Raw genomic sequence first — 12,221 nt, 5'->3', positions numbered from 1 at the left:
CATGACGAGGAGCTATAAAGGTGCGCGCGCGTAATTGCTGCCCGTTGTCACCCGGTGTAGCGGCTGCCAAAGGCTGCGATCAGGTCTGCAGGGACTTCGACGTGATGGGGTTGCTACGCGCCCCATCGCAGCCTTCGGCAGCGACTACAGGGGACGGACGTCAGAACAAACTCAACAATTGATCCTCTAATCAGGCTCTAGCCCGCATAAAGCGCCTCTGAGCGGTTTAAACCCACAAGCGTTGATGGCATTCTGGCAACTTGACTGGCGGCGCCGCTTAACTGTTACGAGAGTCAAACCCGCTCTTACAGGAACATTCAATGAATACCGAAGGACTTGCAGAACTCGTTGCCACTGAAGCTCAGCCGATTGCCGAGCCAGTTCCTGAAACCCCGCCTGTATCGCAAGGTCCGGCGCCTGCTGCGGCTGAAACGCACGCGGCGGTGCATCCGACGATTGTCGTTCCTGGCCTTGATGACAGCAGCCTGTATATCCATCGTGAACTGTCGCAATTACAGTTCAATATTCGAGTGCTGGAACAAGCGCTGGATGAGTCCTATCCGCTGCTTGAGCGATTGAAGTTTCTGCTGATTTTTTCCAGCAACCTGGATGAGTTTTTTGAGATCAGAGTCGCGGGTCTGAAAAAGCAAATTACCTTCGCCCGTGAACAGGCCGGTGCTGATGGCTTGCAGCCACATCAGGCGCTGGCTCGCATTAGTGAATTGGTCCACGGCCATGTTGATCGCCAATACGCGATCCTCAACGACATTCTGTTGCCCGAGCTTGAAAAGCATCAGGTGCGCTTTATTCGTCGTCGGCACTGGAACACCAAGATCAAGGCGTGGGTACGCAAGTTCTTCCGCGACGAAATCGCGCCGATCATCACCCCGATTGGCCTGGACCCGACCCACCCGTTCCCGTTGCTGGTGAACAAGAGCTTGAACTTTATCGTTGAGCTTGAAGGCATCGATGCCTTTGGCCGCGATTCGGGCCTGGCGATCATCCCGGCACCACGTCTGCTGCCACGGGTTATCAGGCTGCCAGAAGAGGTCGGCGGTGCAGGGGACAACTATGTGTTCCTGTCGTCGATGATTCACGCCCATGCGGATGACCTGTTTCAGGGCATGAAGGTAAAAGGTTGCTACCAGTTCCGTCTGACCCGTAACGCCGACCTGGCGGTCGATACCGAAGATGTAGAAGACCTTGCCCGCGCCCTGCGTGGTGAGCTGTTTTCACGTCGCTACGGCGATGCCGTGCGCCTGGAAGTCGCCGATACCTGCCCTAAACACCTGTCGGACTACCTGCTCAAGCAGTTCAGCCTGCACGAAACCGAGTTGTATCAGGTCAATGGCCCGGTGAACCTGACGCGTCTGTTTAGTATCACGGGGCTCGACAGCCACCCGGAGCTGCAATACACGCCGTTCACCCCGGCTATCCCGAAGCTGTTGCAGAACAGCGAAAATATTTTCAGCGTGGTCAGCAAGCAGGACATTTTGCTGCTGCACCCGTTCGAATCGTTTACCCCGGTCGTTGATTTGCTGCGCCAGGCGGCCAAAGACCCGCATGTATTGGCAGTACGCCAGACCTTGTACCGCAGCGGCGCCAACTCTGAAATCGTGGATGCGCTGGTGGATGCAGCGCGTAACGGCAAGGAAGTGACCGTAGTGATCGAGCTGCGTGCGCGTTTTGACGAAGAGTCCAACCTGCAACTGGCCAGCCGTTTGCAAGCGGCCGGTGCGGTGGTGATCTATGGTGTGGTCGGCTTCAAGACCCACGCCAAGATGATGCTGATCCTGCGCCGAGAGGCGGGGGAGATCGTGCGTTATGCGCACCTGGGTACCGGCAACTATCACGCGGGCAACGCCAAGCTCTACACCGACTACAGCCTGCTGACCTCCGACGATGCGCTGTGTGAAGACGTCGGCAAGTTGTTCAGCCAGTTGATCGGCATGGGCAAAACCCTGCGCATGAAGAAGCTGCTGCACGCGCCGTTTACGTTGAAAAAGGGCATGCTCGACATGATTGCCCGTGAAACCCAGTTTGCCGTTGAAGGCAAGCCGGCGCACATCATCGCCAAGTTCAACTCGCTGACCGACCCGAAAATTATTCGGGCGCTGTACAAGGCCAGCCAGTCCGGCGTGCGAATTGATTTGATCGTGCGTGGGATGTGCTGCTTGCGGCCAGGGATTCCAGGTGTTTCGCACAATATCCATGTGCGCTCGATCATTGGCCGCTTCCTGGAGCACACGCGGGTGTTCTACTTCCTCAATGGTGGCGAAGAGCAGATGTTCCTGTCGAGTGCTGACTGGATGGAGCGCAACCTCGATAAACGCGTCGAGACCTGCTTCCCGGTCGAGGGCAAAAAGCTGATTTTGCGGGTCAAGAAAGAGCTGGAGTGCTATCTGACCGACAACACCCACAGCTGGAGCCTGCAGTCGGACGGTCGTTATATCCGCAATACGCCAACCGGCAACCAGAACCCGCGCAGCGCCCAAGCCACGCTGCTTGAGCGCCTGAGCCTGCCGGTACTGGCAGTCAGCACCGGGCCGTCGGTTTAGCAGGTGAAGCGAGGTAAGCAAGCTTCGTAGCAGCTGCCGAAGGAACGAGGCTGCGTTCGGCTGCGCAGCAGTCGTAAACCCGGTGGGCGTGATGTAGCTGAAACATCAAGGCTGCATGGTTTTACGACTGCTGCGCAACCGGACGTAGCCTCGCACTGCTCGTCAACTGCTACAGGTATTGTGCTCGCCATGTAGCTGCTGTCTTAGGCAGCGGCTACAAAACGCGGTCAGGAAACCGTCAGCACAATCCCGACCCGAGTCAGCCATTGCGCTTCTTGCTCGAAGTCGGCCTGGGTCAGCGGGTTCAGTTCCAGCCAGCCTTCGGGGAAGATCACTTCAAGGTGATCGCCCTCGGCGCGCAGCTTGACCTGCGAGGCTTCCTGGTTGCCACGGATGTGGTAGAACAGGATCGCAAAGCGCAACAGCACGCACAGGCGAATCAGCTTGATGCCGTCTGCGTCAAATTCGGCGAATTTGTCTTTTGGAATATTACGTCGATGACCGCGTACCAGCAGCGCGAGCATTTGCTGGTCTTCGCGTGAGAAACCGGCAAGGTCGGAGTGCTCGATCAGGTAGGCGCCGTGCTTGTGGTAGTGATAGTGGGCAATGTCCAGGCCCACTTCATGCACCTTGGCCGCCCAACTCAGCAGCTCACGCCAGACACCATCCTTCAAATCCCACGACTTGGTCACCTGGTCAAAGGCGCGCAGGGCTTTGCGTTCAACCCGGGCTGCTTGCTCGCGGTCGACGTGGTAACGGTCCATCAGCGAGCTGAGCGTGCGCTCACGCACGTCTTCGTGGTGATGACGCCCCAGCAGGTCGTACAGCACGCCTTCACGCAGAGCGCCGTCACAGTGATCCATGCGCTGCAATTCAAGCGCATCGAACACTGCTTCAAGGATCGCCAGCCCTGCCGGGAAGATGGCACGACGGTCAGGCTTGATGCCTTCAAAGTCGATCTTGTCTACTTCGCCCAGCTTGAACAGCTTGCGCTTGAGCCAGGACAGGCCTTCAGCGTTCACTTCGCCGTTGCCATGACCGCCGGCCTTGAGGGCCAGGCCAATTGCCCGAATGGTGCCCGAGGAGCCAATGGCTTCATCCCAGGTCAGACGGTGCAGAGCGTGTTCAATGCTCATGATCTCGAGACGCGCCGCGGTGTAGGCCTGGGCGTAGCGAGCCGGGGTGATTTTGCCGTCGCGAAAGTAACGCTGGGTGAAGCTGACACAGCCCATCTGCAGGCTTTCGCGCAGCAGCGGTTCAAAACGCTGGCCAATGATGAATTCGGTACTGCCGCCGCCGATGTCGGCCACCAGGCGTTTGCCCGGGGTGTCGGCGAGGGTGTGGGAAACACCCAGATAGATGAGGCGCGCTTCTTCACGACCGGAAATAACTTCGACGGTGTGGCCCAGAATCTCTTCGGCGCGCACGATAAATTCGTTGCGGTTACGCGCCTCACGCAATGCGTTGGTGCCCACAATCCGCACAGCACCCAACGGCATGCCGTTGATCAACTGGGCGAAACGCTTGAGGCAATCGAGCCCGCGCTGCATGGATTCTTCGGTGAGTTTGCGTTCTTCGTCGATGCCGGCAGCTAGCTGCACCTTTTCACCAAGACGCTCAAGAATACGGATTTCGCCGTTCTGGGCCTTGGCCACCACCATGTGAAAGCTGTTAGAACCCAGATCGATGGCGGCGATCAGGGACGGATTCCTGGCTTGGGATTGGGGCATGGTTGAGGGGTCTCGGTCGATAACTTGGCCATCGTGCCACGATCAAACGCTCGCGCCAACGCGTGATGTCAGATGCATTGATATGAAGCACGAAAGCAGTGACGTTAGTTGGTATCGAACAACTCGTCTTTTCAGGCGATCCGATTTCTGTAGCCGCTGACGAGGTACGAGGCTGCGATCGGTCGCAAAGCAATCGTAAATCCTGAAGTTCGGGAGCACCTGACACGCCGCGCAGCCTGACTTTACGACGACTTCGTCGCCGATTGCAGCCTCGTACCTCGTCAGCGGCTACAGAGTCTCTACAGCGTCCCGATAAAATTCGCCAGCTCCGGGGTTTGCGGGTTGGCAAACAGCACTTTTGGATCACCCACCTCATGTACTTTGCCTTGGTGCATAAACACCAGTTTGTCACCGACTTCACGGGCAAAACGCATTTCGTGGGTCACCATAATCAGTGTCATGCCTTCGCGAGCCAGTTGGCGCACCACGCTGAGCACTTCGTTGACCAACTCCGGGTCGAGCGCCGAGGTAATCTCGTCGCACAGCAGCACTTTGGGTGACATGGCCAGCGCCCTGGCAATCGCCACCCGCTGCTGTTGCCCGCCCGACAGACGCTCGGGGAAGGCATCGAACTTGTCGCCAAGCCCCACCCGCTCCAGCATCTGGCGTGCCAGTTCGGCAGCCTTGGCTTTTGGGACCTTTTGCACCACTTGCGGGGCGAGCATGACGTTTTCACCCACGCTCAGGTGCGGGAATAGATTGAACTGCTGAAATACCATGCCGACCTTCTGGCGCAGGCTGCGCAAGTCGGCCCGCGCGGCGTCCAGGTATTCGTTATCGACTTCAATCACCCCATCGTTGATCGACTCCAGCCCGTTCAGGGTTCTGAGCAGGGTGCTCTTGCCCGAGCCGCTGCGACCGATGATTGCGACCACTTGGCCCTGTTCGACGGTCAGGTCGATGCCTTTAAGTACATGGTGGTCGCCGTAGTATTTATGCAGGGCGGTAACTCTAAGCAGAGGCATGCAGTCTCCTTTCCAAATAGCGCGCACTGAGCGACAGGGGGTAGCACAAAAGGAAATAACCGAGCGCCACCAGGCCATAGACCATAAATGGCTCAAAAGTGGCATTGGCCAGCATGCTGCCGGTCTTGGTCAGCTCGGTGAAGCCGATGATCGAGGTTACGGCGGTGCCTTTGATAACTTGCACCGAAAAGCCCACGGTCGGCGCGATGGCGACACGCAAGGCTTGCGGCAGGATCACATAGCGCAATTGCTCAAGCGGGCTGAGGGCCAAGCTGGCTGAGGCCTCCCACTGGCCGTGGGCAATTGACTCGACGCAGCCGCGCCAGATCTCGGCCAGGTAGGCACTGGTGAACAATGTCAGGGCCAGTGCTGCGGCCATCCATGGCGAAATATCGATGCCCAGCAACGCAACGCCAAAGAAGATCAAAAACAGCTGCATCAGCAACGGAGTGCCTTGAAACAGCTCTATATAGCCGCGTGCCAGGGTGCGGGCGAAGCGGCTTTTGGAAATGCGCATCAGCAACACCAGCAAGCCGATCAGGCCGCCGCCGATAAACGCGACGAGTGATAAGGCCGCGGTCCACTGCAAGCCCGTCAGCAAATTGCGCACGATGTCCCAGAAGGTGAAATCCATCAGCAGCTCCTGGTCAGGTAGCGGCGACCGACCCAGTTCAGCAACTGGCGGATCAGCAAGGCCATGCACAGATAAATCAGGGTCGTCAGGGCATAGGTTTCAAATGCCCGGAAGTTGCGCGACTGAATAAAATTGGCAAAGAAGCTCAGCTCTTCGGTGGCAATTTGTGAGCAGACAGCCGACCCGAGCATCACGATGATGATCTGGCTGCTAAGCGCTGGCCAAACCTTCGCCAGCGCCGGTTGCAGCACCACGTAGCGAAACACTTCAAATCGGCTCATGGCCAAGGCTGCTGCGGCTTCCAGCTGCCCTTTGGGGATCGCCTGAATGCCTGCGCGAATGATTTCCGTGGAATAAGCACCGAGGTTGATCACCATCGCCAGTACGGCGGCCTGCCATTCGCTGATATGCACGCCCAGGCCCGGCAGGCCAAAGAAGATAAAGAACAACTGCACCAGAAACGGTGTGTTGCGGATCAACTCGACATACAGCCCGAACAGCGCAGCAAATGGCCGAATATTCCACGCCCGCATCACTGCGCCGACAATCCCCAGGCTGACCCCAAGCAGCGTGCCGATGGCCGTCAGCTCCAGGGTGAACAGGGCTCCGCGTAATAACAGGTCGCTGTTTTGCAGCACCGGTAAAAAGTCGAACTGATAAGCCATGATTGACCTCGTCGCAAACTATCAGAGGTCGGCTGGCAACGGCTCTTTAAGCCACTGCAGCGCGTTTTTTTCCAGGCTGCCGTCAGCCTTGGCCGTGGCGAGAATCTGGTTCACTTTGTCCAGCAACTCTGGCTGGCCCTTGTTGACGCCCACGTAGACAGGCGAGTCCTTGAGCTTGAGTTTCATCGCCGGGATGCGCTTGGGGTTGCGCTCGCTGATGGTGACCATCACCACGTTGCCGCTGGCGATCAAATCCACCTGGCCTGCCAGATAAGCGGCGATGGTCGAGTTGTTGTCTTCGAAGCGTTTGATGGTGACACCGGCCGGGGCCACATTGGTTAGCTCAATGTCTTCGATAGCGCCCCGAGTGACGCTGATGGTTTTGCCCTTGAGGTCGTCCAAAGTCTTGATTTGGACGTCCGGTGGACCAAACACGCCGAGGTAGAACGGCGCGTAAGCGTGGGAGAAGTCGATGACTTTCTCACGATCCGGGTTTTTGCCCAGGCTGGAGATCACCACATCGACTTTGCCGGTAGTCAGGTAAGGCACGCGGTTGGTGCTGTTAACAGGTGTCAGTTCAAGCTTGACCTTGAGTTGGTCGGCCAGCAATTTGGCGGTGTCGATATCCAGTCCGCGGGGCTTCATGTCAGGACCGACCGAACCGAAGGGCGGAAAATCCTGCGGCACTGCGACCTTGAGCGTACCGCGGGCAATCACATCATCAAGGTCATTGGCGTGAGCGGGGGCCTGGCTCAGCATCAGGCTGGCGAACAAGGCGCAAATCAGGGCGCTGTAACGCTGGGTCATGGCAACTCTCCGGGAACGGGCGGGCGGTGGTGTCTGTTTTGTAGAAGAGCACAGCCCATGCCAACAGCCGTTTCAGAGGGTCAGATGCCAGATTTGGGGGTGTTTTGCAGCCTGACGAGCCTCAATGGTGCGAAAGAGTTGAGATTTATGCACCTCAATGGAGCGCGCCACTTCGGTGGGCTTGCACAAAAGCCCCGGGCGATATCCGCACTCATGTACCACTATAGTAAGAGTCAATCGTCCCTCACCTTCCTGAACGCGAGGATGACAGCTATGATGTGCTACGTTTTTGCTTACAACCACGGAGACTTCCATGAGCAGCGATCTTATTAAACACGTCACCGACGCTAGCTTTGAGGCCGATGTTCTCAAGGCTGAAGGCGCTGTACTGGTCGACTACTGGGCTGAATGGTGTGGCCCTTGCAAAATGATCGCGCCGGTTCTGGACGAGATCGCAGAGACTTACAAAGGCAAGCTGACTGTTGCCAAGCTGAACATTGATGAAAACCAGGAAACCCCTGCCAAGCACGGCGTACGCGGTATTCCTACGTTGATGCTGTTCAAGAACGGCAACGTCGAAGCCACCAAGGTTGGTGCGCTGTCGAAGTCGCAGTTGGCTGCATTCCTCGACGCCAATATCTAAGCGTCGATAAAAGCCCCGCTAAATGCGGGGCTTTTTCATGGCTCAAGGACTAGACGCTATGAAACTCAAGTGGTACATTCGGCCCCGCACTGGTTTCTCCACTGCCCCCTGCAAGCCGTCGCCGACGCACTCCTTATCGAATTAGTACGCGATCCTGTCGCCTTCTCTGCGGCGCGGCCTCATTAAGCCAAAAGCTTAATTTCCCCCTCCATAAATGATTACGTCATTCCTATATGAACCTGACTGAACTCAAGCAAAAGCCGATTACCGAACTGCTCGAATTGGCCGAACAGATGGGCATAGAAAATATGGCCCGTTCGCGCAAGCAGGACGTGATTTTCTCCCTGCTCAAAAAGCACGCGAAAAGCGGCGAGGAAATCTCCGGTGATGGCGTGCTGGAGATTCTCCAGGACGGCTTCGGCTTCCTGCGCTCCGCTGACGCCTCTTACCTGGCCGGCCCGGACGATATCTACGTCTCGCCTAGCCAGATTCGACGCTTCAACTTGCGCACTGGCGACACCATCGTCGGTAAAATCCGTCCGCCAAAAGAAGGCGAGCGGTACTTCGCACTGCTGAAAGTCGACACGATCAACTACGATCGTCCAGAGAACGCGAAAAACAAGATTCTCTTCGAGAACTTGACCCCGCTGTTCCCGACTATTCGCATGAAGATGGAAATCGGTAACGGTTCCACCGAAGATCTGACCGGTCGTGTCATCGACCTCTGTGCTCCGATCGGTAAAGGTCAGCGCGGTCTGATCGTTGCTCCGCCAAAAGCGGGCAAGACCATCATGCTGCAGAACATCGCGTCGAACATTTCGCGTAACAACCCTGAAGTGCACTTGATCGTTCTGTTGATCGACGAGCGCCCGGAAGAAGTTACCGAAATGCAGCGTACCGTACGCGGCGAAGTGGTTGCTTCCACCTTCGACGAGCCACCAACCCGCCACGTGCAGGTTGCTGAAATGGTGATCGAGAAGGCCAAGCGCCTGGTCGAGCACAAAAAAGACGTAGTGATCCTGCTCGACTCCATCACGCGTCTGGCCCGTGCCTACAACACCGTAATCCCGAGCTCCGGCAAGGTATTGACCGGTGGTGTCGATGCTCACGCCCTTGAGAAGCCAAAGCGTTTCTTCGGTGCTGCGCGAAACATCGAAGAAGGCGGTTCGCTGACCATCATCGCTACCGCGCTGGTTGAAACCGGCTCGAAGATGGATGAAGTGATCTACGAAGAGTTCAAAGGCACCGGTAACATGGAACTGCCTCTGGACCGCAAAATCGCTGAAAAACGCGTCTTCCCTGCGATCAACATCAACCGTTCCGGCACCCGCCGCGAAGAGTTGCTGACCGCAGACGACGAGTTGCAACGCATGTGGATCCTGCGCAAGTTGTTGCACCCGATGGACGAAGTCGCAGCTATCGAGTTCTTGATCGACAAGCTGAAGCAGACCAAGACCAACGATGAGTTCTTCCTGTCGATGAAGCGCAAGTAAGTCGTCGCAGGCTAAGCAAAAGCCGGGGAAACCCGGCTTTTTGCTGTCTGAGCTTTTTTGATCCGGGCAGCTCTCCCTTCAGAACAGACGGCTTGGGCGCTACACTCTGCTTCCCAACGCCACGGCCACTATGAGGCTCAAGCATGCAGTATCGCGACTTACGCGACTTTATTAGCGGCCTGGAAAAGCGCGGCGAACTCAAGCGCATCCAGGTTCCAGTGTCTCCCAAGCTGGAAATGACAGAAATCTGCGACCGTACTTTGCGTGCGAAAGGTCCGGCTTTACTGTTTGAAAACCCGGTGGGCTACGACATTCCGGTGCTCGGTAACCTGTTTGGTACGCCGGAGCGCGTGGCCTTGGGCATGGGTGCCGAGGCGGTCAGTGAGTTGCGTGAAATCGGCAAGCTGCTGGCGTTCCTCAAGGAGCCTGAGCCGCCTAAAGGTTTGAAAGACGCATGGTCCAAGCTGCCGATCTTCCGCAAGATCATTGCCATGGCCCCCAAAGTCGTCAAAGACGCGGTGTGCCAGGAAGTGGTCATCGAAGGTGATGACGTCGATCTTGGCCTGTTGCCGGTTCAGCACTGCTGGCCGGGTGACGTTGCGCCGCTGATTACCTGGGGCCTGACCGTGACCAAGGGGCCGAACAAGGAGCGTCAGAACCTGGGCATTTATCGCCAGCAGGTGATTGGCCGCAACAAGGTCATCATGCGCTGGTTGAGCCACCGTGGCGGCGCGCTGGATTACCGCGACTGGTGCGAAAAACACCCTGGCCAGCCATTCCCGGTATCCGTGGCCCTGGGTGCTGACCCAGCGACCATTCTCGGTGCTGTGACCCCTGTGCCGGACAGCTTGTCGGAGTACGCCTTTGCGGGCTTGCTGCGGGGCAATCGCACCGAGCTGGTGAAGTGCCGTGGCAACGACCTGCAAGTGCCTGCCACTGCAGAAATCATCCTTGAAGGCGTGATTCATCCCGGTGAGATGGCCCCAGAAGGCCCGTACGGCGACCATACCGGTTACTACAACGAAGTCGACAGCTTCCCGGTGTTCACCGTCGAGCGCATCACCCATCGGGTCAAACCGATCTACCACAGCACCTATACCGGCCGTCCACCGGATGAACCGGCGATTTTGGGTGTGGCGCTGAACGAAGTGTTTGTGCCGATCCTGCAAAAGCAGTTTCCGGAAATCACCGACTTCTACTTGCCACCCGAAGGCTGCTCGTACCGCATGGCCATCGTGACCATCAAAAAGCAGTATCCGGGGCATGCCAAGCGCGTAATGCTGGGTGTGTGGTCGTTTTTGCGCCAGTTCATGTACACCAAATTCGTTATCGTCACTGACGACGACATCAATGCCCGCGATTGGAACGACGTGATCTGGGCCATTACCACGCGCATGGACCCCAAGCGCGACACGGTGATGATCGACAACACGCCAATCGATTACCTCGACTTTGCCTCACCGGTTTCCGGCCTGGGTTCGAAGATGGGGCTGGATGCGACCAATAAATGGCCGGGTGAAACCACCCGCGAATGGGGCCGGGTCATCGTCAAGGATGAGGCGGTCACTCGCCGGATCGATGACATCTGGAATCAATTAGGAATAGATTGATGCGTGTAACCTTGCAGCCTTCAGGTGCGGTACTGGAAACCTTGCCTGGCGAGCGAATTCTGGATGCGGCCCAGCGTTTGGGCTATGAATGCCCACAGAGCTGTCGCAATGGTAATTGCCACGTGTGTGCGGCCTTGCTGGTTGAGGGTCAGGTGGAGCAGGCGGGTGATGTGCGTGATCACGGCGAGTTTTACACCTGCCTGGCGGCGCCGCTGGAAGACTGTGTAGTGTTGTGGGATGGCGTGCTTGCGTTGGGAGAGTTACCGGTGCGTAGCCTGGCGTGTCAATTGACCGAATGTGTCGATATGGGTGGCGATGTGTGGCGGGTGCGCTTGCGTGCACCTGCGGGCAAGCCACCGCGTTATCACGCCGGACAATACGTGATGCTGGAACGTGAAAACGGCGATAAATCGGCGTTTTCGCTGGCCAGCGCGCCGCATTCGGGGCGCGACCTTGAACTGCATGTGCTGGTGCGCGAAGACAGCGCGCGGCGCCTGATCGAACAACTGCAGCGCAACAAAATGGTTCGTCTTGAGCTGCCGTTTGGTGACACCCATTTGTCCGAACTGCCGGACGGGCCGTTGGTCTTGATCGCTGCTGGCACCGGCATGGCGCAAATGCACAGCCTGATCGAGCATTGCCGCGCCAAAGGCTTCAAGCATCCGGTGCATCTGTATTGGGGGGTACGTCGTCCCGAGGACTTCTACACCCTGGAACAGTGGGCTGAGTGGGAGAAAATCCCCAACCTGTTCCTGCACAAGGTGGTGAGTGACTTGTGTGGCTGGGAAGGGCGGTGCGGCATGTTGCATGAGGCAGTGTGTGAAGACATCAGCGATCTGGCCAGCGTGCATGTTTATGCCAGCGGCTCGCCTGCGATGATCTACGGCACTCTTGATGCGCTGGTGGCTGCAGGCATGGACGCACACCAGATGCGTGCCGATGTGTTTGCCTATTGCCCGCGGCCTTGAGCACAACGCAACATCCGTAGTCGCTGCCGAGGCACGAAGGCTGCGAGCTGTTAAAATTTAAAGCTCGCAGCCTTCGTGCCTCGGCAGC

At 57.4% G+C, this 12,221-nt stretch carries 10 protein-coding genes; 5 read left to right on the top strand and 5 right to left on the bottom strand.

The genetic code is table 11. From position 1 onward, the window contains the following. The first annotated feature begins 320 nt into the window (after positions 1 to 320). Positions 321 to 2,558 (top strand): polyphosphate kinase 1, encoded by a 2,238-nt coding sequence (ppk1, locus tag N7D90_RS23585; protein WP_261740225.1) that lies wholly within the window; start codon positions 321 to 323, stop codon positions 2,556 to 2,558. A 227-nt stretch (positions 2,559 to 2,785) separates the two neighbouring features. On the opposite strand, the gene ppx is transcribed toward ppk1, so the two are convergent. The 5 genes from ppx to N7D90_RS23560 form a co-directional block, all read right to left on the bottom strand. Beyond that, positions 2,786 to 4,288 carry an exopolyphosphatase gene (gene ppx / locus N7D90_RS23580; RefSeq protein ID WP_261740224.1) on the bottom strand — a complete coding sequence of 501 codons (1,503 nt, stop codon included), beginning with the start codon at positions 4,286 to 4,288 and terminating at the stop codon, positions 2,786 to 2,788. Positions 4,289 to 4,587: 299 nt separating this feature from the next. Next, positions 4,588 to 5,313 (bottom strand): amino acid ABC transporter ATP-binding protein, encoded by a 726-nt coding sequence (locus tag N7D90_RS23575; protein ID WP_261740223.1) that lies wholly within the window; start codon positions 5,311 to 5,313, stop codon positions 4,588 to 4,590. After that, entirely contained in the window at positions 5,300 to 5,950 is a 651-nt protein-coding gene (locus N7D90_RS23570; protein WP_261742518.1) for an amino acid ABC transporter permease, read from the bottom strand. The genes N7D90_RS23575 and N7D90_RS23570 overlap by 14 nt, the downstream gene beginning before the upstream one ends. Continuing rightward, the gene (locus N7D90_RS23565) at positions 5,947 to 6,612 is read right to left on the bottom strand and encodes an amino acid ABC transporter permease (RefSeq protein ID WP_261740222.1); all 666 of its coding nucleotides are present in this window, start codon (positions 6,610 to 6,612) and stop codon (positions 5,947 to 5,949) included. The genes N7D90_RS23570 and N7D90_RS23565 overlap by 4 nt, the downstream gene beginning before the upstream one ends. A gap of 21 nt (positions 6,613 to 6,633) precedes the next feature. Then, positions 6,634 to 7,419: a transporter substrate-binding domain-containing protein gene (locus N7D90_RS23560; RefSeq protein WP_261740221.1), complete on the bottom strand. Its 786-nt coding sequence runs from the start codon at positions 7,417 to 7,419 to the stop codon at positions 6,634 to 6,636. A 313-nt stretch (positions 7,420 to 7,732) separates the two neighbouring features. Here N7D90_RS23560 and trxA point away from each other — a divergent pair, with 313 nt between their 5' ends. The 4 genes from trxA to N7D90_RS23540 all read left to right on the top strand — a co-directional run bounded on the left by trxA (position 7,733) and on the right by N7D90_RS23540 (position 12,133). Then, entirely contained in the window at positions 7,733 to 8,062 is a 330-nt protein-coding gene (gene trxA, locus N7D90_RS23555) for a thioredoxin TrxA (protein WP_016783018.1), read from the top strand. A 233-nt stretch (positions 8,063 to 8,295) separates the two neighbouring features. Continuing rightward, positions 8,296 to 9,555, top strand: coding sequence for a transcription termination factor Rho (gene rho / locus N7D90_RS23550; protein WP_048360574.1), 1,260 nt, complete (start codon positions 8,296 to 8,298; stop codon positions 9,553 to 9,555). Between the two features lie 143 nt (positions 9,556 to 9,698). Beyond that, positions 9,699 to 11,165, top strand: coding sequence for a 4-hydroxy-3-polyprenylbenzoate decarboxylase (gene ubiD, locus N7D90_RS23545; RefSeq protein WP_261740219.1), 1,467 nt, complete (start codon positions 9,699 to 9,701; stop codon positions 11,163 to 11,165). Then, a complete protein-coding gene (locus tag N7D90_RS23540; protein WP_261740218.1) occupies positions 11,165 to 12,133 on the top strand; it encodes a CDP-6-deoxy-delta-3,4-glucoseen reductase in 969 nt (322 codons plus the stop codon). Before ubiD ends, N7D90_RS23540 begins: the two co-directional genes overlap by 1 nt. Positions 12,134 to 12,221: the final 88 nt, after the last annotated feature.

Source organism: Pseudomonas fragi (assembly GCF_025426255.1).
Taxonomy (GTDB): Bacteria; Pseudomonadota; Gammaproteobacteria; order Pseudomonadales; family Pseudomonadaceae; genus Aquipseudomonas; species Aquipseudomonas kulmbachensis.
The sequence above is the reverse complement of the archived record's forward strand: the minus strand, read 5'-3'. Positions and strand labels throughout refer to the sequence as shown.

Coding starts and splice junctions, on each gene's coding strand:
- N7D90_RS23575 (WP_261740223.1), bottom strand. CDS start 5,313: ATGCCTCTGCTTAGAGTTACCGCCCTGCATAAATACTACGGCGACCAC.
- trxA (WP_016783018.1), top strand. CDS start 7,733: ATGAGCAGCGATCTTATTAAACACGTCACCGACGCTAGCTTTGAGGCC.
- ppk1 (WP_261740225.1), top strand. CDS start 321: ATGAATACCGAAGGACTTGCAGAACTCGTTGCCACTGAAGCTCAGCCG.
- N7D90_RS23540 (WP_261740218.1), top strand. CDS start 11,165: ATGCGTGTAACCTTGCAGCCTTCAGGTGCGGTACTGGAAACCTTGCCT.
- ppx (WP_261740224.1), bottom strand. CDS start 4,288: ATGCCCCAATCCCAAGCCAGGAATCCGTCCCTGATCGCCGCCATCGAT.
- N7D90_RS23565 (WP_261740222.1), bottom strand. CDS start 6,612: ATGGCTTATCAGTTCGACTTTTTACCGGTGCTGCAAAACAGCGACCTG.
- rho (WP_048360574.1), top strand. CDS start 8,296: ATGAACCTGACTGAACTCAAGCAAAAGCCGATTACCGAACTGCTCGAA.
- N7D90_RS23560 (WP_261740221.1), bottom strand. CDS start 7,419: ATGACCCAGCGTTACAGCGCCCTGATTTGCGCCTTGTTCGCCAGCCTG.
- ubiD (WP_261740219.1), top strand. CDS start 9,699: ATGCAGTATCGCGACTTACGCGACTTTATTAGCGGCCTGGAAAAGCGC.